Genomic DNA, 18,502 nt, shown 5'->3' with positions numbered 1-18,502 from the left:
TCAATGCGCGTTTGGTTGCGGGCCAACGCCCTTTTCGTCGATCTGATAGCCGCGCGCGAACCGGTCCAGGGTGAATTCGGCGTTGTCGGGGTGGGGTTCGCCCTTGGCAATTGTCCAGGCAAAACAAAAGCCCGACGCCGGCGTGGCCTTGAACCCGCCGTAACACCAGCCCCCATTCAGCCACAGCCCCTCGACCGGCATTTTCGAGATGATGGGCGAGCCATCCATACTCATATCCATCACCCCGGCCCAGTGGCGCAAAAGGCGCAACCGCGATAATGACGGCATCAGGGCCTTTGCACTTTGCAGGGTATGTTCCACAATCGTCAGGCCACCGCGCTGGGCATAGGAATTAAACCCGTCAAGGTCACCGCCCAGAACCAGGCCACCCTTGTCAGACTGGCTGATGTAAAAATGCGCCGCACCAAATGAAATTACGCTATCGACCAGCGGTTTTAGTGGTTCGGTGACAAAGGCCTGCAAAACATGGGTTTCAATGGGCAGGCGCAAACCGGCCTTGGCCGCCAGATGTCCGCTATGCCCGGCCACGGCCAGGGCAACCTTTTTCGCCCGGATCGGGCCGCGACTGGTTTCAACCCCCACAATCCGGTCCTGGTCCCACAAATAACCGGTCACTTCGCATTGCTGGATGATATCAACGCCATTCTGGTCGGCCCCGCGGGCATAACCCCATGCCACGGCATCGTGGCGGGCTGTTCCGGCGCGCGACTGGTAAATGGCCCCGTGAATGGGGAAACGGGCATTTGCCGAATAATCCAGATAGGGCAGGCGCCGCATCACTTCGGCACGGTCAAACAGTTCAGCGTCAATACCGTTGGACCGCATGATATTGCCGCGCCGCCGTGCTGCATCCATCTGGCCAGGCGAATGGCACAGATTATACTGCCCGCGCTGTGAGATCATGACATTATAGTTCAGATCCTGGCTAAGATTTTCCCACAGCTTCATGGAGCGTTCATAAAACATGGTATTGCCGGGCATCATGTAATTTGAACGGACAATGGTGGTGTTTCGCCCGGTATTGCCGCCACCCAGCCAGCCTTTTTCCAGCACGGCCACATTGCGAATGCCATGTTCCTTGGCAAGGTAATAGGCCGTTGCCAGGCCATGCCCGCCGCCGCCAACAATGATTACATCATATTCCGGTTTTGGCACCGGGTCGCGCCAGGCGCGGGACCAGTGCCTGTTCCCCGTTAGTCCATGGCGCAAAATAGACAGGGCAGAATAGCGGCTCATGCGATTTCCTCATGATAATCAGTGCTTTCACGAACCACCATGAGGACTTCGTCATGTGTGAGAAGGTCTCGCTCGATGGCCAGTTCAATGAAGGGGCGTTTGCTGGCAACGGATTCCTGAACCAGTCGTGCGACCTCGGCATAACCAAGTTTGGGCACGAACACGGTGGCAAGAGCCGATGATTGAAGAAGATTGGTAAGGGACTGTTCGGTATCGGCTTCGATCCCGGCGATACATTTATCAGCAAAAATGCGGGTCGAATTGGCCAGAAGCTCGATTGAATCAAACATGCGCGAGGCAATTACCGGCTCGAAATGGTTGATTTCCAACTGCCCCTGAAGGGATGCCAGCGACACCGCCGCATCATTGCCAACAACGGCAAAGGCAACCTGCTGCATCATCATGGGCAGTACCGGGTTAACCTTGCCCGGCATAATCGATGACCCCGGCTGAACCGATGGCAGGCGCAGCTCGCCAACACCACTATTGGGGCCGGATGCCAGAATGATCAGGTCTGATGCAATCTTGCCGATTACTTCGGCGCAAATGCGAATTTCGGATGATAGTCTTGCAAAGGCATCGGCGTTTTGCATGGCATCAAACATGTCTTCGCCGGGCGAAACATGGGCACCAACAATGGCCTTCAGGTGATAATAAACAGCCTTGCGATAACCCGCTGCCGCCCCCAGCCCGGTGCCAATGGCCGTCCCGCCCAACGGCAAAACCAGCATTTCGTTGCGCGCAATGCGCAATTTGGCGATCAGGCGGCGAATGGCCGCGGCATACCCGCCAAATGCCTGGCCCAGGCGCATGGGTTGTGCTGCCTGCATGCAGGTCCGGCCAATGCGCAACACATCGTCAAATGCGCGGGCACGATCCGAAAGCGTAACAGCCAGATGTTCCAGAACATCAATCAATGCATAGGATTTATCGTAAATCGCCAGTTTGACCGCAGCAGGCAACACATCGTTGGTGGACTGCCCCTTATTCACATGGTCGTTGGGATGAATGATATCGTAAGAACCAACCGGTTTTCCCAGTTTCTGAAGTGCGCGGTTCGCCAGTACTTCATTCATATTCATATTGATTGACGTGCCACCGGACCCTTCCAGCAGATCGACAATGAATTGTTCGCCATGTTCGCCACCGGCAATTTCGGTTGCCGCATCAATAATGGCATTGGCAATGGCGGTCGGCAGCACGCCAATATCGCGATTGGCTGCAGCGGATGCCTGTTTGATCTGCGCTAACGCCTTTAAAAGCTCGGGGGCGTCGCGCAGCTTGCGAAAGGAAATATTGAAATTTTCCTGTCCGCGTAGTGTTGCGACCCCGTACAGCGCGCCTTCTGGTATTTGGCGCGATCCCAGGCTGTCGGTATCTGTTCTTGTATGTGGCATGGTGGTCCCTGACTTCGGACTGTCGATGCGCAGAACCATGACAAAGCCGGGACGGGATTTGAATCAAATAAGCCAGACTTAAGTTAATTCACTTAACATCATAATTTGGATTAATAGTATAGCGAGAAAGCAGTGGGGTTTTCTGTTATCCGCGATCAGTTCTGGCACAGTTAAAATGACAAAACACCAATATATTTCATATGCTTAACTGAAATCATCCGGCTGGATCGATTTGAAAACCTTGTCAGCTCTGAAAAACGGGCGTTCCCATCCGAACGCGGATCAATCCGGCAATGATGGCAGACAAAAAGGTTAATCCCCGTCCTGATCGTGTTCCGCCCCAGGCGTCGCGTCCATATCCGCATCCAGCGACAAATCGGCCAGACTGGTAATTTCATCTGGCACCGGGGGCTGCCACACCATTTCGGTCGAGATATTGGCAAGCCAGGGAATTTCGCCAACAATTTGCGGCACGGTATGGTTTAGCAACATATCGCGTGCCGCCTGCGCAATGCGCGGACCCAGGGTATCAAACTCGCCCCGGCGGGTAACCAGCGTTAATTCACGCGAAAAGCCGGGGCTGGGCAGGGGCAATACCGCCAGGCCCGGCAGGTGCAACCCGCCCTGTATCAGGCATAGGGGTGTCGTAATGGCAACACCCACACCGCCTACCACCATTGCCAGCAAGGAATCCGAGGTATCAAACGATAAAACTTGCGAATGTTCGATCCGAAGGCGGCGCAAATGCCGCTCAACCTGCATGCCCATATGCGACCGCGCGCTATAGCGGATTAAGCGGTGGTCAATCAGAATATCGCGCAGGGGCCGGTTGCGCAGGGTATCACCCCAGGCAATGGGTGCTACCAGCACAAAGGGTTCACGAAAAAGTGGAAACCGCATTAATTCATCAAGTTCATCCATCGGGTCGGATGTAATGGCTGCGTCAATTTCGTGGCGCATCAGGGCATCGGCATGTGCGTTGGCAAGGCCGGAAAATGCTGTCACGCGCAGCGCGATTGAGCCTTCCATCAAATCGCGGATCAAAACCGGCCCAACGGCGGATGCAAATGTATCGACCATGCCCAAGCGCAAATTTTGCCGTTCCGGCCGCAGGGCAGTTGCCCGGACTTCCTCGATTGCGCGTTCCGCCCGAATGGCAATTTCGCGAATATGGGCCACCAAAACGCGCCCGGCTTCGGTGGGCACCAGGGGGCGACGGTTGCGATGCACCAGGGTAACATCCACCTGCGCCTCGGCCCGTTTCATGGCCTGCGAAACAGCGGATTGCGTCATGCCCAGTTGGGCGGCCGCCGCGCTCATGCTACCTTCTTCGATAACAGTTGCTGCAATTTCAAGGGCATGAAGATCGGGAAGGGGCATGATTAACTTTAACCGTATTAATGGAAATCAGTAATTCCACTACTACTAGGGAATTCCAATTGAAGCAACCGGCAAGTTTAGGGACAGTCAAATCCGTTAAAGGCATTTCTCTCCGCTCATAATAATAACAAGCCAAGAGAACGGATCGCGGCGATTAAAGCCACGTTTATCACCAAGGAATTATCAGGGGTATAACATGATCAACCTAAAAGCACTTGCGCTTGCCGCATGCGTTGCATTCATCAGCACGGTCGCGTCTGCTCAGTCACTTGAATGTGGAGACGACACACTTTGCCGCGTCAAAGCAGCGGGCACTTTGAAAATCGGCACCAAGGACGATTATGTGCCCTGGTCCTATCGCGCCTCGGATGGCAGCTTTATGGGAATGGAAGTCGATATCGGCAAAAAAATTGCCGATGGACTGGGGGTCAAGGCGGAATTCGTGAAGGTCACCTCCGCCAACCGGTTTGAATTTCTTGCCCAGGGACAGATCGACCTTATGATCGCTTCGGCATCCGATACGGCGGATCGTCGCAAGATCGTTTCGTTTGTGCACCCCAACTATTATTCGTCGGGTTATTCGGTGTTACTGCCCAAAACCATCAAGGCAACCGAATGGAAACAGATTTCCGGTCAGACTGTGTGTGCTGTTCAGGGCGCATGGTACAACAAACCCGCACAGCAGGAATTCGGCGTTAAAATTCTGGCTTTTGCCGGCACGGCGGAAACCGAAGCCGCGATGAAACAAGGGCGTTGCATCGGCCTTCTTGAAGATGACAACCAGATTAATGTCCGCCTGTCAAAGGAACAATGGGCCGATTACCAGATGCCGCTGCCCGTGATGGCCGAGACCCCTTGGGGCATGGCTGTTCGTCATGATGATCAGTTTTCACCCTTTGGCTATTTTGTTGCAGGCATGGTTGCCCAGATGCACCGAGATGGCACGTTGCTTAAACTTGAAGCCGATAATGGCATCAAAAACTCCGCCTATCTGATCAAAATGCATGAAGCGCTCAAAGATCACATCAACTGATCGTAAGCCCGCATTGGTCCGGCGTCATTGGACGCCGGACGCAGCAGAGTATCGGATATGATTACTGACATTCAGACTTTCTTCCGCGAACTGGCGAATTCGGGGATCAATCTGACTATTTTCTATGATGCGTTTGACTTTGAACGTTTCATTACAGGTCTGGGCAATACGGTTTTGCTCATTCTCGCCAGCACCTTTTTCTCGATCATTATCGGAGCGATCGGTACCGCCATTTTAACATCAGGGCGGGCTTTTCCCGGCTTTCTTGTACGTAGTTATGTTGCCATTTTTCGCAACACACCGCTGATCGTGCAGATGTATTTCTTCTATTTTGCCATCGGCAGCATCATGCCGGTCGGCCAGAACGAACTGGGCCTGCCCGAACCCCTGCTGGGCAGTTTCAGCTGGGCGGTCATTTCGTTATCGCTTTATGCCGGGGCTTTTAACGTTGAAACATTCCGCGCCGGGGTAGGGGCAGTTCATGGCTCCTACGAGGAAGCGGCGTTCGCCCTTGGTTATAATCGCAGACAGGCCTTTTTCGCCGTCACTGTCCCACTGGCACTCAGGTTCTCGTTTGCCTCGTTGTCAAACAACCTGGTTGATCTGACCAAGGCAACAACAGTTGCCTATGCCGTTGGTGTTGCGGAACTTTTATATGTTTCAAACCAGATCTGGTCAGACTCGCTCAACACTATCGAAATGATGAATGTCATGCTCGTCATCTATCTGGTTCTGACCGGGGCTGTTGTCTTTATCATCAACCGGGTGGAAGCCGCGATGCGCTTGCCGGGCTTTGGTCTGGGAGACAACCAATGACCACATCAAACCTGTATCTTCAGATCCTTGAATGGATGCCGTTTGTCCTGCAGGGCTTTGTGATGAACATCCTCATGAGCCTGCTTGCCATTGTCATCGGCACGGCAGTTGGTACTTTTCTGGGGCTGGGCCAGCTTTCGCTCAATTTCACAATCGGCCTGCCATCCAAATTGCTGACCCAGTTGTTTCGCAATGCGCCGTGGCTGGTTTTGTTGTTTTACTGCATTTTCCTGATGCCCTATCAGGTCAATATCGCAGGCATCACCATTGAACTGCCGAGCTGGCTTCGCGCCACCATCGGCTTTTCCTTTCCGGTGGCAGCCAATTTCTCGGAAATTGTGCGCGGGGCAGTCAAATCTGTACCGCGCGGACAGTGGGAAGCTGCCGAAGCACTGGGTTACAGCCGCAAGGCAACGCTTTTTCGTATTATTCTGCCGCAATGCCTGACCCGCATGATCCCGCCCTGGATGAACCTGTATGCTTTGCTGTTAACCGCAACGCCGCTTTCCATGATTGTCGGGGTAGAGGAAGCACTGGGCCGCACCCAGGCCGCCGTTCAGGCACAAAGTGATTCCCGCGTGCTGATCCCGATGTATGCAGCGCTTCTGGCAATGTTCTTTCTTTATACCTGGCCGATCAATCGCCTCTCGTTGGTGCTTGAACGACGCTTCCGCACGAAATGAGGTGCTGATATGACTATTTCTCCCAATTCTCAGCCATTGATTTCCCTTCGGGGCGTTCACAAATCCTTTGGTGCCTTCGAGGTGCTGCGTGGCATTGATATGGATATCCGCAAAGGCGAGGTCGTTGCCATTATCGGCCCGTCAGGCTCGGGCAAATCAACGATTTTGCGCACCATCAACGGCCTGACCCCGGTTAACAAAGGCACCATCAAGGTTGGCGATATCACGGTAAGCGACCCGGAACTTGACCAGGTCAAACTGCGCCATCGTGTTGGTATGGTATTTCAACAGTATAATCTGTTTCCCCACAAAACTGTGCTGGAAAACGTCGCCATGGCACCGATCCAGGTTCTCAAGCAACCGCGCCGCGAAGTTGAAGACCGCGCGCAAAAGCTTTTGGCCGACATGCGCCTGCCCGATAAAGCCAATTCCTATCCCGGCGAACTTTCCGGCGGGCAGCAACAGCGCGTTGCCATTGCCCGTGCGCTTTGTATGGAACCCGAAGTCATCCTGTTTGACGAGGTTACAGCGGCACTTGACCCGGAAATGGTCAAGGAAGTCCTTTCGGCCGTTCGCAAGGTGGCCGAAGACGGCATGACCTGCATTCTGGTGACCCATGAAATGGGCTTTGCCCGCGAGGCTGCGGACCATGTCTATTTCACCGATAAGGGCGTAATTGTTGAACATGCGCCCCCGGCAGAGTTTTTCTCGCAGGCCAGCGACCCGCGCACGGCCGAATTCCTGTCCAAGGTTCTCTAGCAATGGCAGCTATCATTGACGGAAAGGAATTTGCCCAGCGCATTCACGATTTTGTTCGCGAACAGGTGTGGCAAATTCAGCAGGATGCAGGGCGGGGCAGTGTGCCCGGCCTCGCCACCATTCTGGTGGGGGAAGACCCGGCATCCGAAGTTTATGTGCGAAATAAGGGCCGCAAAACCCGCGAAGCCGGCATGGCATCCTTTCAGCACCGTCTGCCTGCCACTATTGGCGAGGATGAATTGCTCTCGCTGATCGCGACCCTTAATCAGGATGCCGATATTCACGGCATTCTGGTGCAATTGCCGCTGCCTGCACATATCAACAGCGATAATGTCATTAACGCCATTGCACCGGAAAAGGATGTTGATGGCTTTCACACCCGCAATGTCGGCCTGCTGGGAAGTGGACAGAAGGCAATGTTGCCCTGCACACCCTTGGGATGCACGCTGATGCTGCGTGAACATTTCGGCACGTTAAAGGGCAAAAATGCATTGGTCATTGGCCGGTCCAACATTGTTGGCAAACCGATGGCGCAATTGCTGCTGGCCGATGATTGCACGGTGACCATTGCGCACCGATACACCGAAAACCTGATCGATCATTGCCGTCAGGCAGATATTGTTATTGTTGCCGTTGGCAAACCCGGGCTGATCCCCGGCAACTGGTTAAAGCCGGGAGCTGTGGTTATTGATGTGGGCATTAACCGTATTATCCAGGATGGCAAAACAATGCTGGTCGGCGATGTTGATTTCGCATCTGCCGCCACAGTTGCCAGCGCGATTACACCCGTACCGGGCGGTGTTGGTCCCATGACAATTGCCTGCCTGCTTTATAACACCTTGACGGCTTATTGCCGCATCCAACAGATTCCTGAACCAGATGAAACCGGCTTCACTCTTGCCGAAGGCATCGGCCAATTGCGCGAGTTCCGGGAAGCTGGGTGATCGCAACGATAAATTCACTTCATTTACACGGTAATTAAGTAACAGTGGGTATTCCAACATCGAGAATGCCCACTATTACTTATTATAGATGAGACGCAGGGCATAATTGGCTGGAAACTGGCCGCATGCAACTGTTGGCCAATGTTGTCTTACCTGTACCTCTTTCTCCAATTAGCAGGACAGGAACGCGTAATGGTACCCGTTTATTAAGTTGTTCCATCGCGTCTCTGAGTGCTTTACTGCTCACATTGGCGGAATTTCATGTCTGGTCGTGCGCCGAGGTAGCGTTGAAGAGTGGTATCAAGCGCAACAACAATATGGGAGTCCCTGTTGCGTTGGCGGATTTGTTCGGAACCCGGTCTGGTCATCAGGTTCGGCGGGCACCGTTCCGGACAATTGGTTGCATGTGTCGTCAAGGCGGGTAAAGCCCGTTACATAGGTGTGTCGTTGATGTATGCGGGGCAACTCTAGAAAATTTTCGCTGTCTCTCGGGCGAATGGATGGAAACGCTTCGTCTTCATGCAGAACCACGTGAAGCTGCTCTACGGTGAGGAGGAGAGAGAAATGCTTCTATTCTGCAAAGCTGAGAATATTGGCGGCGTCCCGTAGAGCCCGTTTGCGCGCGGTCGTTTGACTCGTGATTGGAGCGAGCAAAGCGTGTGCTTCCAAACCGACGAGTCTTCTGCACGCGGGTGAGTGAGGACGCCGACAGGCGCATGGCAGAGGCAGTTGCAGAAATTGTGCAGAACAGGGAGGTTTCCAGATCGCAGATCATACTAGCACGGGTTTTGTCGAAGTCCGACATATCGGGACGATGATGTTAATTAGCCTTGATCAATGACCTTGCCAAATCATAGACGGAACGTAAATCCGGCCATCAGCCAATTTGCGGGCAGTTCGTAATATGCCAGCGGATTTAAGAGTAAAGGTTTCAGCCAGGTCGAAGTCGACCAAAACGTCGATCGTGCCAGAAGCGTGCTCAAGCACCACGTTTGCAGGACTGCTGTCGGGACGGGTCAGTAGGCCGTCAGCGACACTTCCTGGCGTTAAAGCACAAGCGGCCAAACATTGCGCGCCGGTAACAGCCATACTGGGATGTGTGTTCCATGGCATGAAATAACGGGCGGCAATGGTGCCATTGGCTTTTGCCGGTGCTAAAAGGCCAAACTTCGGGGTAACCGATTGACGAACATCCCCCATCCCCATCTTTCTTGCGGCCTCGCGGCGTATACGCTCCATTCGAGCAAAAAATTCAGTGTTTTGATCCAGTTCGGAAGCACTTTCATAGCCCGATAATTCGAAATCGGATGCCCGCGCGATTACCATCGGCATCGCCACATCCATACAAGTGACTTCAATACCCTCAATTGTATCTCGTAAATTGCCTGTGGGGATAAAGCTGCCGGTGACCTTTCCTACAACTTCCATGAATTGCAATGTAACCGGTGCTGCGCTGCCTGGGACGCCAGCGATCGAGGTATCTCCGCCATATACCAGTGTCCGCTCAGGTGTTTGAACACGGGCTAATATCCGTGCCCCTGTATTTACCGCCCGAATTCGGATTTCTGTTTCGTTTTCCTGTGGTTTCACAAGGCTCATTTCAATTGCAGCAGGCCCCACGGCGGAAAGAATGTTTCCGCATGTCGGCTTAAAATCTACCAGTTGGTGCTCCACTGAAACCTGGGCAAAGAAATAGTCAATATCTGCCCATTCATCATTGGAGGGCGAAAGCATTGCGACTTTGGTTGTCACTGCTGCTCCGCCACCGATCCCGTCAATGTTTAACGGGTGGCCCGAGCCAATAGTTGCGAGCAGAACTTTTACCAGGGTGTCTTGGTCTTCTGGTAAATCGGAACGCCTGAAATATGGGCCGCGTGAGGTGCCCCCCCGCATGAAAACGAAGGGAATTCCAGTTTGTGTCACGGTAATTTCCACTCTTTCTAAATCGACAGAAATGTCTTTGTGGAGACTGCAATATTACTGTTTCGGCCATTTGGCCGGCGCTTAAACAAATGCGCTTCCCCTGTGATCCGACTTCATCCAAAACTGCTTCAACCAGTTGGATAAGGCCTTGTAAGCAGCGTTGCCGGGATCATGGAGCATCATGCAATGAGGGGCATCGGGAAGATGGCGATATTCGTATCCGAAGAACGCAGCGACTGCTTCATCCTGCCCCGCCGGGTGACGAAGCGGGTCTTCCAGTCCAGCTTCCAGGACAAGTCCTTTTGGAGGGCCGGCTTTTACGGATATTCGCAGATTGTAACGGTCATTTAATGCGCGTGGACTTTCAGAACACAATGAGGGCAACCACATTTCTGCATTTTCAGCTCCGCCCATGTAAATATCGCGAAAACGTTTGAGCGAAGGGGGAGGGTAAGGTTTGCCCGTCGGTAATTCGGATACAGCAGCAACGCCCGGCATATTGCCCGGAGGAGAGGGCGCAAGCAGTGCCATCGCCGCGACGTCACGGTGTTCTGCGGCAACGGCGAGGACGAGGGCCCCCAAAGAATGCCCAATGACAACCGGACGCTCAGGCAACTGGTCAATGCCCTCGCCGACAACCTTTGCAAAATACGGAATATCCATGCTTTCATATCCCGTCGGGGCAGGAAGACCACCATGCCCCGGCCAGTCCACAGCGGCGACCTGATACCCTTCCTGCAACAGGTAACGCATCCATTGTGCATAACACCATGCCCCGTGATATGCGCCGTGGACCAGTAGCACGACAGGTTTCGTTCCGGTTTGCGTGGTCGAGGTCCAAAGCCGTCCGCCAGAAGGCAACATGAAGGAGGAGCAGAAGTCGCGGAGATTAATCACGCCTGTTCTCCTGCCACCACTTCGGAATGGCTTGTCTTGCTGCAGAAGGCGACAATTAAAACGACGATTGCCCCAAGGCCGTTAATCACAAAAGAAGGCCAGAACAGCATCAAGCCGCCGAGGATGAGGGCACCTTGAAGTGTGCGTCCCAACGGTCCGAGGAACCACCGGGAGAAAGCGGCAGATAGAGAGATTGTTCCAATAAAGCATGCAGCAAGCGCCAGCACGATATTCAGTGTTGTTCCTTCAAGCAAAGTCTCGGGGCGAAAGACAAATAAAAATGGCAGCATGTATTTGATCACGGCAAAACGCATGGTTTGAACAGCCGTTTTCCACCAGGATGCGTTTGCCAGGCCCGCAGCGACGAAGACGGCAGAACAGACAGGGGGTGTGATGGCCGAGAGAACCGCGAAATAGAAAACAAACATGTGAGCCTGGAGCGGTTCAATGCCGATGGCATTCAAAGCAGTTAAAATCGTTGATACCGCAAGAACATAAGCTGCCGTTGTCGGCATCCCCATGCCGATGACCATGACCACAAAGCCGGCAAGGAGAAGGGAGAGAAACAGGTTTCCATTTGAAAGTGACAAAACGGCATCACCAAACTTCACGCCAATTCCCACAAAACCGATGACACCGATCAATACGCCAGCAGCAGCACAGAGCGTGCCAAGCGTAACGAGTGGTGAAGCGGCTTCCATAACCGCGTGACCAAGATCCATCACCCGTCGCTTTAAGCTCGACAGGCTCAAATCTCCGAGGGCCAGATACAATACGGTGAGGGTTACGCAGGCCATCAGGATGGATAGACTTACCGCGTATCCAGCAAGCAGCATGAACAGCAGAACACAAAAAGGTGCTGCAAGCGGTAGCCAGACCGATGGTTTTTTCAGCCGGGAAGCATCGGGCATTTCTTCTTCAGGAAGCGTTCCGACATTTGCACGTACGCTTTCAAAATGAACGGATGCCAGAACCCCCGTATAAAACAGGATGGCGGGTACCAGTGCCAGAGCCATCACGTGCCCGACAGGCATATTCAGGAATTCTGCCATTAGAAACAGGCCCGCACCCATCAGGGGCGGTGTGATTTGCCCCCCGGAAGATGCCGTTGCCTCAATACCACCGGCAACCTCCGGACGGTATCCCATGCGTTTCATCATCGGGATAGTGAAGCTGCCCGTCATTGCAACATTGGTTACGGATGAACCTGTCATCGAACCCACCATAGCCGAGGAAATCACGGAGATTTTTGCCGGGCCGCCACGCATGCGACCGCCGACAAGTTTCGCAATGTCCATCATCGTTTCGCCGGCGCCTGTTGCCATCATCAGGGCGGAAAACAGGATGAAGAGGACGAGAAAACTGCAGAAAATGTCAAAGACCTGGCCCCAGATGCCATCTGTTGAAAGGTAAAGCATCGAGGTCAGCATTCGTAGGCTGACACCGCCATGTCCGAGGCGCCCTGGAAGCATATCTCCAAACAGTGCATATGCCCCGAACACGCCAACGAGAATGGCAAAGGTCCAGCCGATTGTTCTTCGGGAAAGCTCAAGAATGGCCGCTGCCAGCGCCAGGCCAAGTACAATTGCCTGAGGCCTGTTTGCCACAGGGTTCATCATGACATCCCAGTAATTCCAATAAACCCATCCTGAGGCGATCAGGATTGCAAGAAGCATTACGATATCAAGTAGACGTCCCCAAATTCGCCCTGCCTGAGTGGGGCTTAAAAGGACAGCAAGGCCGGCGATGAGCGATAATATGATGGCCCGGTGTTGAATATTGGGGAGTTGGCCAAAAACCGCGCCCCAGGCTGTCAGGCCAATCAACCCGGCTGATAAACTGAATATTGCAATGGTTCGAATGCTGAAACTGCCAGGCTTGTATTCTTGCGTTTCGGCCCCGGACCTTGGTTCGGTTGTATTCATCCGTTCGTCCCTCTCCACGCGGATCTGTTGCCATTTGACAACAGATCCGGATGCTATCCCTGTGATGTTGGAATGATCAGTTCAGTCCGGCTTCAGTTTTTCATCTCGGGGGGCAGCAGGCGCTCAGGTACCTGATAGCCGGCTTCCCTGTAAGCCCGGACTGCACCGGCATGCAGAGGATATGTCGATACTTCCAATGTCTGTTTTGCGATGTCGACACCGTTGATTGCGCTAAGGGCGGCTGTCTGTGCCTTGGTGGAGGCAAGCATGCCTTTGACCAGTTGGTAGGCCATGTCTTCATCCATACGATCAGTGGCGGTAAAACCGATCCAGATGGCGTGGACTGTATAAGGTTCTGAACCTTCGGTAACGCCGGCTGGCATATTGTAAAAACTCATCCACGGCAGGGTTTCATGGATTTTGTCAATCTCTGCCTTTGTAAAGCCGATGGGGCGCAAGGGCGTTGTAAGGTTTAATTCTGCCGAGGCGCTGTCGAGACGCGGTCCCTGCGTGGCGCGCATTTGACCATCGCAGCGGCCATTTTTTAGTGCATTAATGGCATCTGTACTGTCTGACATGTAGAGTTTGGGGTGAATATTCAGGGCCTTGAGGATGCGTAGCATGTTGGTTTGTTGAGATGAGCCATTCATGCCCGGATGAAAGCAATTCCCTTCAAAACCAGCCAGATCGGTGATACCGCTTGCTTTTGTTGCCATCATGTTTTGGATGGCAGGAAGGGTCCACCACAACACGCGAAAACCTTTGTAGCCCTGTTCTTCAGCGTCGGCGATGAGATCGGGCGAAATTCCCCCGAAATCAAGCTCGCCTTCCTGCAAAAGGACCGAGTTCGCAGAAAAGCCTCCGGTGCTGACAACGGTGACATTCAGGTCTGGTTCGTGGTCAGTGATGCCATTCGCAACGGCGCTATAATACGGGTAAAATGCCGAGGTCGTTGTTGACCCGCCCATATTCAATTGGGTTTCCGCTGTTGCGGACCCTGCAGCAATAAGAAAAGTCATTGCGGCGATAGTTGATAGTAGTTTCATCGATTGGTTCCTCCCTATGATTTTTTTTTACAATTCCAGAAACTGACTGATAAAAAAAATTGTTTTTTTTTATTCTGTCATAAATTAAATCTATGGGTATGCAGCAACTTTCAACACGACATCTCATTGCAATTATAACGATCAGTGAAGCTGGTTCGGTAACTGCGGCGGCGGCGGAACTTAATGTTACCCAGCCAGCGCTTAGTGCGACCATTCGACAGGCAGAGGAAATCGTTGGAATTGCCCTTTTTGACCGCACATCTCGTCGCGCAAAACCGACGCCGGCAGGGCTTGCTTTAATTCCTGAGGCCCGTCGTATTCTTACTGATGTATCGCGTGCAACCCAGCAGCTCAGAGACCTTGCCGAGGGGCGTATTGGTCACCTGTCTATCGCCTCTTTGCCGTCAGCAATTTCTGAAATTGTGGCACCTGCATTACGCAGATTTATGGCGGAATACCCTGGTATTCGGGTTGCTGTTCGCGATGCCCTTAACACTGAAGTTGCAAGAGCCGTTAAATCCGGTGAGGCTGATCTGGGGTTCGGTATCCCGGGCGAGGAAGAAAACAATCTAAAAACAAAAACGCTGTTTGAAGATCGTTTCATTGCGGTTCTTCCCGCTGGGCACTTTTTGGGAGAACGGGAAACTGTTTACTGGGAGGACTTGCGATCAGAAACGCTGATTGAGGGTGCCAAAGGCTCAAACACACGTGCCAGTGTTCGCGAGAACCTGAAAATCGAAGGTGTCGGCAGTGCGATAGAATGTTCCTTTGTGCCAACCACGATTGGTATGGTTCGTAATGGTCTGGGTGTTAGCGTCCTCTCTGAACTGGCTTGTCGGATATTTGCAAACGACGATCAGATTGCTTTACGTCCTTTGTTGCCAATCGTCACAAGACCAATTTCTATCTTGCAGCGAGCGGACCGGGATCTCAGTCCTGCGGCTCAATTATTTATGAATTTTCTTGAATATTTAGGCGACAACGAGACCTAGATGGCGGCGCACGCAAACGAAGCCTGTGCGCGTTTCCCGAATGTTGGAGGTTGGAATAATGGCTCCGGTGCGCGCCCATGCACATATTGTGATGAGCATATTTAAGGCGATCACCAAAAACAGCCGGGATTTTGTTCCATATGTCGAAAGGCGGCGTTTTACCAACAGCCGCCTTCCCGTTAAATGTGTAATTTCCTGTCGGGCCATCGCACCGGCCAGAGCTTTTAGCTCTGGAAAAAGGCAGTCGGCATGAGGATTTTATTGACCTGACTGATCAGATAACCCGCTTCGGCAGACTTCTGTAGATATGCTTGCCATTCCGGGTCGGCTTTCAGGTTGGCACGCTTTTGCGCGCGATCCGATGCACTGTCATAGACCCAAATATGAATATAGGAATTTACATCTCCGGTTTCGGTTGCAGCATAAACAACCGGATCCCCCAGATGTTTCTTCTGGATATGCCAACCGGAATCTTCATAAAGTTTAAGATGCTTGGCGATGGTGCCAGGACGGCAAGTGTATGTACGATGATCGTAAATCATGGTCAAAATCCTTTTTGTGAGATCAGAGATCGTCGACGACATGACTCTCGTCAGCATAACGAGGAGAGTGCCGGAAAAGATCGGTGATGGCGTAGATCAGCATGATCGCCGCGCTTATGGGTACGCAGCAGTAGAGAAGGGCAACCGGAAGCCCTAAAATCGGTGTTGAAGCTGAGCTTTTCTGTGCGAGAAAGGCGCCCTCAAACAGCAGAAATGACAGAAACAGGATATTGACGAGAGCAACAAGGAAGGTGTGAAGGCGGCGTTTGGCCCGTGGTAATGTGTAGAAAAGCCAGTCAATTCGGAAATGCTGGTTTTCCCGCCAAAGTTCTGCCGCGCCAAAAAATACCATCCAGGCAAAACTCAGCTGAATGATTTCGTCATACCATCCCAGTGAAAACCAATTGGTAAACCGGGCGATAACGTTGCCGCCTAAAATGAACATTAAAATCACCAGACAGGTGATGGTGATTGTACGTAGAGCAATGCCAAGCGCACGATCAATGGAGTTCAGGATATTCATCAACGACCACCTCCCATTACTAACGAAGGCAACCAAGTTGAAACTTCCGGTATGCAAACAACGAGCAACAGCACGAACATAATACCAAGCAGATAGGGCCATAATTCACGGACCAGTGGTCCTATCGGGACATCTGTGACACTGGAAACCGCAAAAAGCACCATTCCGACAGGGGGGGTTAGCAGTCCGACCATCGAACACATGATCATGATGACACCAAACTGTATCGGGTCGACGCCAAGCGTATGCATAATCGGCATAAATATGGGAACGGTAATTACCAGAACGGCAATCCCTTCCAGAAACATACCCAGGACCAATAATATAAAGACAATAATTGCCATAATTACGGCCGGATTGTCGGAAAGCGACAGCAGCAGATTGATAACGGTGTTGGGAACGCGCTGATGGATCAACAGCCAGCCGAAGAACCCGGCCGCAGCAATAACGAACAGGACGCGCACCGTATGAAGCAACGTGTCCCATAAAATGCGGGGCAAATCCTGAAACGAGATTTCCCGATAGACAACCAGGCCAAGAAAAGCAGCATAGAAGCTTGCTGTTACACCGGCTTCGGTCGGCGTGAAAATGCCACTCAGGATGCCTGCGATGATGATGAAGGGGGTCCCCAACGGCAAGAATGCGCCTTTGAAGGAATCCCATATTTCGCGATAACTGGCCCGCATTTCACGTGGAAATTTGCGAATAACTGCCACCAGGTAAACGGCACACATCAACGCCAGGGCCATTAAAACACCTGGAATAACGCCGGCCAAAAACAGTTTTACAACTGATGTGCCGGTGAGGCTGGCAAAAATTACAAAAGGAATGCTGGGGGGAAATACCGGGCCAATCGTTGAAGAAGCCGCAGTAATCGCAGCGGAAAACCGTTCATCATATCCGCGATCGCGCATGGATTTGAATTCGACCTGGCCCAGCCCCGCTGCATCGGCAACCGCAGCTCCTGACATACCTGAAAAGATTAAACTGGCAACTACGTTGACTTGCCCCAATCCCCCCCGGACATGGCCGACAAGGGCTGCCGCAAATCGAAAGATGCGTTCGGTAACGCCACCGGTATTCATCAGGTTGCCAGCCAAAATGAAAAAGGGAATGGCCAGCAATGTGAAGGATGTTGTGGCCGAATACATGCGTTGCGGCAACATGGTCAGGATCGACGTTTCACCAAGTGCTAAATAAGTTCCGATAGCAGTCACCGCGAGGGAAACAGCAATGGGGACGCCAAAAATGATCAACCCGACAAGCGCAAGAAGCACAAACAGGGAAAGCATGGTCTCGGACTTTCTGAAAAGGTGGGAGCGGAAAAGCGAAGAGGACTTTCACATCCTCTTCACAAAGAAATCACCCTGTCTGAATGACTGGGCCAATGTGTTATTTCCCGAGAAATCCCATGAAAGTCTTCATGTTCTCTTCTCCGGCATAGGCTTTTACGCGTTCATATGCCGGGCCCATCTTGGCCTTGAACTTCGCAAGATCAGGTTCTGTAATTTCGACACCTGCGGCCTTGATTTTATCCAGATCAGAGGCTTCTTCATCCTGCACCAGTTTGCGCATCAAGTTCCCCGCCGAGACACTTTCCTCACGGACAATTTTTTGTTCGTCAGGCGTCAGGGAATCCCATTTGTCCTTGTTGATCACATGGACCATCGAATTGTAGACATGGTGGGTAAGTGCCAGATTGTGCTGCATTTCATAAAGTTTGTTGTGAAAGATTACACTGATCGGATTTTCCTGACCATCGACAACCCCGGCAGTCAGTGCACCAGGAAGTTCCGGAAAGGCGATCTGGGTCGTTTGAGCCCCAAGAGCTTCAAGAGCGGCAACAATTTGTATTTCCGGGGGCGTGCGCAATTTCAGCCCTACCATGTCCTCCGGGGAATTGATCGGGCGAACCGAATTGGTCACATTCCTGAAACCATATTCCCAGTTCGACAGCATGACCAAACCCTTCTTTTCAAGTTTGGGCGCCACCCATTCCATGAACGGACCGTCAAGCACCTGGTGGGCTTCGTCGTAGGATTTGAATGCAAACGGCGTCATGACGGTTGCGAATGCTTTTTCGTATTTATCAAGAGCGCCCTGGGTCGGCAGATTCATGTCGACCACACCAAGAACCGTCTGTTCAAGCTGTTCGGGCGGGCTGCCCAATTCGTTCGCCGGATACAGTTCGATACTGATGTCACCATGGGTGCGGTCTTCGACGTTCTTCTTGAATTGTTGTGCGGCAATTTGTGCCGGATGGTCTTCTGCAGCAAAGTGCGCCAGACGCAGCACCGTTTCTGCCTGGGCACTTTGAACCGTTGAGACAGTCAGGAATGTTGCCAGTACCGATATCGCGGCCTTGGCTATTGTTTTGTTTTTCAA

General features: G+C 52.5%; 18 protein-coding genes. 6 read left to right on the top strand and 12 right to left on the bottom strand.

Annotated elements, in window-relative coordinates:
* The 3 genes from J4E05_RS21140 to J4E05_RS21130 form a co-directional block, all read right to left on the bottom strand.
* Entirely contained in the window at positions 1-1,257 is a 1,257-nt protein-coding gene (locus J4E05_RS21140; protein WP_349599837.1) for a sarcosine oxidase subunit beta family protein, read from the bottom strand.
* Positions 1,254-2,654 (bottom strand): aspartate ammonia-lyase, encoded by a 1,401-nt coding sequence (locus J4E05_RS21135; protein ID WP_349599834.1) that lies wholly within the window; start codon positions 2,652-2,654, stop codon positions 1,254-1,256. Before J4E05_RS21135 ends, J4E05_RS21140 begins: the two co-directional genes overlap by 4 nt.
* A gap of 312 nt (positions 2,655-2,966) precedes the next feature.
* Entirely contained in the window at positions 2,967-4,034 is a 1,068-nt protein-coding gene (locus J4E05_RS21130) for a LysR family transcriptional regulator (RefSeq protein ID WP_349599831.1), read from the bottom strand.
* A 196-nt stretch (positions 4,035-4,230) separates the two neighbouring features.
* Between J4E05_RS21130 and J4E05_RS21125 the strand changes: the two genes are divergently transcribed.
* The 5 genes from J4E05_RS21125 to folD are packed head-to-tail and all read left to right on the top strand — an operon-like array spanning position 4,231 to position 8,269.
* Positions 4,231-5,067 (top strand): transporter substrate-binding domain-containing protein, encoded by an 837-nt coding sequence (locus J4E05_RS21125; protein ID WP_349599828.1) that lies wholly within the window; start codon positions 4,231-4,233, stop codon positions 5,065-5,067.
* A 57-nt stretch (positions 5,068-5,124) separates the two neighbouring features.
* Positions 5,125-5,883 (top strand): amino acid ABC transporter permease, encoded by a 759-nt coding sequence (locus J4E05_RS21120; protein ID WP_349599825.1) that lies wholly within the window; start codon positions 5,125-5,127, stop codon positions 5,881-5,883.
* Complete coding sequence (locus tag J4E05_RS21115; protein ID WP_085594877.1) at positions 5,880-6,566, top strand: amino acid ABC transporter permease; 687 nt, start codon at positions 5,880-5,882, stop codon at positions 6,564-6,566. The genes J4E05_RS21120 and J4E05_RS21115 overlap by 4 nt, the downstream gene beginning before the upstream one ends.
* 9 nt (positions 6,567-6,575) lie before the next feature.
* Positions 6,576-7,325, top strand: coding sequence for an amino acid ABC transporter ATP-binding protein (locus J4E05_RS21110; RefSeq protein WP_101267098.1), 750 nt, complete (start codon positions 6,576-6,578; stop codon positions 7,323-7,325).
* Between the two features lie 2 nt (positions 7,326-7,327).
* On the top strand, positions 7,328-8,269 hold the full coding sequence (gene folD / locus J4E05_RS21105; RefSeq protein ID WP_349599820.1) for a bifunctional methylenetetrahydrofolate dehydrogenase/methenyltetrahydrofolate cyclohydrolase FolD: 942 nt from the start codon (positions 7,328-7,330) through the stop codon (positions 8,267-8,269).
* A gap of 82 nt (positions 8,270-8,351) precedes the next feature.
* On the opposite strand, the gene J4E05_RS24145 is transcribed toward folD, so the two are convergent.
* The 5 genes from J4E05_RS24145 to J4E05_RS21085 all read right to left on the bottom strand — a co-directional run bounded on the left by J4E05_RS24145 (position 8,352) and on the right by J4E05_RS21085 (position 14,060).
* Positions 8,352-8,516 carry a sigma 54-interacting transcriptional regulator gene (locus J4E05_RS24145; RefSeq protein ID WP_503012360.1) on the bottom strand — a complete coding sequence of 55 codons (165 nt, stop codon included), beginning with the start codon at positions 8,514-8,516 and terminating at the stop codon, positions 8,352-8,354.
* A gap of 587 nt (positions 8,517-9,103) precedes the next feature.
* Positions 9,104-10,192 (bottom strand): 4-oxalomesaconate tautomerase, encoded by a 1,089-nt coding sequence (locus J4E05_RS21100; protein WP_349600168.1) that lies wholly within the window; start codon positions 10,190-10,192, stop codon positions 9,104-9,106.
* An 81-nt stretch (positions 10,193-10,273) separates the two neighbouring features.
* Positions 10,274-11,089, bottom strand: a complete 816-nt coding sequence (locus tag J4E05_RS21095; protein WP_349599817.1) for an alpha/beta hydrolase — start codon at positions 11,087-11,089, stop codon at positions 10,274-10,276.
* The gene (locus J4E05_RS21090; RefSeq protein WP_349599814.1) at positions 11,086-13,014 is read right to left on the bottom strand and encodes a TRAP transporter permease; all 1,929 of its coding nucleotides are present in this window, start codon (positions 13,012-13,014) and stop codon (positions 11,086-11,088) included. Before J4E05_RS21090 ends, J4E05_RS21095 begins: the two co-directional genes overlap by 4 nt.
* A gap of 92 nt (positions 13,015-13,106) precedes the next feature.
* Complete coding sequence (locus tag J4E05_RS21085; protein ID WP_349599812.1) at positions 13,107-14,060, bottom strand: TAXI family TRAP transporter solute-binding subunit; 954 nt, start codon at positions 14,058-14,060, stop codon at positions 13,107-13,109.
* A gap of 92 nt (positions 14,061-14,152) precedes the next feature.
* Between J4E05_RS21085 and J4E05_RS21080 the strand changes: the two genes are divergently transcribed.
* Positions 14,153-15,052 (top strand): LysR family transcriptional regulator, encoded by a 900-nt coding sequence (locus tag J4E05_RS21080; RefSeq protein WP_349599808.1) that lies wholly within the window; start codon positions 14,153-14,155, stop codon positions 15,050-15,052.
* Positions 15,053-15,276: 224 nt separating this feature from the next.
* On the opposite strand, the gene J4E05_RS21075 is transcribed toward J4E05_RS21080, so the two are convergent.
* The 4 genes from J4E05_RS21075 to J4E05_RS21060 form a co-directional block, all read right to left on the bottom strand.
* A complete protein-coding gene (locus J4E05_RS21075; RefSeq protein ID WP_085594895.1) occupies positions 15,277-15,594 on the bottom strand; it encodes an NIPSNAP family protein in 318 nt (105 codons plus the stop codon).
* Positions 15,595-15,616: 22 nt separating this feature from the next.
* Entirely contained in the window at positions 15,617-16,117 is a 501-nt protein-coding gene (locus J4E05_RS21070; RefSeq protein WP_349599805.1) for a TRAP transporter small permease, read from the bottom strand.
* The gene (locus J4E05_RS21065; RefSeq protein ID WP_349599802.1) at positions 16,117-17,409 is read right to left on the bottom strand and encodes a TRAP transporter large permease; all 1,293 of its coding nucleotides are present in this window, start codon (positions 17,407-17,409) and stop codon (positions 16,117-16,119) included. The genes J4E05_RS21070 and J4E05_RS21065 overlap by 1 nt, the downstream gene beginning before the upstream one ends.
* 100 nt (positions 17,410-17,509) lie before the next feature.
* Positions 17,510-18,502 carry a TRAP transporter substrate-binding protein gene (locus J4E05_RS21060; protein ID WP_349599800.1) on the bottom strand — a complete coding sequence of 331 codons (993 nt, stop codon included), beginning with the start codon at positions 18,500-18,502 and terminating at the stop codon, positions 17,510-17,512.

The sequence above is a fragment of the Thalassospira sp. NFXS8 genome, from assembly GCF_040148805.1.
Classification (GTDB): Bacteria; Pseudomonadota; Alphaproteobacteria; order Rhodospirillales; family Thalassospiraceae; genus Thalassospira.
Note: the sequence above shows the minus strand (reverse complement) of the source record. Positions and strands in the feature narration are given on the sequence as shown.

Coding starts and splice junctions, on each gene's coding strand:
- J4E05_RS21140 (WP_349599837.1), bottom strand. CDS start 1,257: ATGAGCCGCTATTCTGCCCTGTCTATTTTGCGCCATGGACTAACGGGG.
- J4E05_RS21135 (WP_349599834.1), bottom strand. CDS start 2,654: ATGCCACATACAAGAACAGATACCGACAGCCTGGGATCGCGCCAAATA.
- J4E05_RS21130 (WP_349599831.1), bottom strand. CDS start 4,034: ATGCCCCTTCCCGATCTTCATGCCCTTGAAATTGCAGCAACTGTTATC.
- J4E05_RS21125 (WP_349599828.1), top strand. CDS start 4,231: ATGATCAACCTAAAAGCACTTGCGCTTGCCGCATGCGTTGCATTCATC.
- J4E05_RS21120 (WP_349599825.1), top strand. CDS start 5,125: ATGATTACTGACATTCAGACTTTCTTCCGCGAACTGGCGAATTCGGGG.
- J4E05_RS21115 (WP_085594877.1), top strand. CDS start 5,880: ATGACCACATCAAACCTGTATCTTCAGATCCTTGAATGGATGCCGTTT.
- J4E05_RS21110 (WP_101267098.1), top strand. CDS start 6,576: ATGACTATTTCTCCCAATTCTCAGCCATTGATTTCCCTTCGGGGCGTT.
- folD (WP_349599820.1), top strand. CDS start 7,328: ATGGCAGCTATCATTGACGGAAAGGAATTTGCCCAGCGCATTCACGAT.
- J4E05_RS21090 (WP_349599814.1), bottom strand. CDS start 13,014: ATGAATACAACCGAACCAAGGTCCGGGGCCGAAACGCAAGAATACAAG.
- J4E05_RS21085 (WP_349599812.1), bottom strand. CDS start 14,060: ATGAAACTACTATCAACTATCGCCGCAATGACTTTTCTTATTGCTGCA.
- J4E05_RS21080 (WP_349599808.1), top strand. CDS start 14,153: ATGGGTATGCAGCAACTTTCAACACGACATCTCATTGCAATTATAACG.
- J4E05_RS21075 (WP_085594895.1), bottom strand. CDS start 15,594: ATGATTTACGATCATCGTACATACACTTGCCGTCCTGGCACCATCGCC.
- J4E05_RS21070 (WP_349599805.1), bottom strand. CDS start 16,117: ATGAATATCCTGAACTCCATTGATCGTGCGCTTGGCATTGCTCTACGT.
- J4E05_RS21065 (WP_349599802.1), bottom strand. CDS start 17,409: ATGCTTTCCCTGTTTGTGCTTCTTGCGCTTGTCGGGTTGATCATTTTT.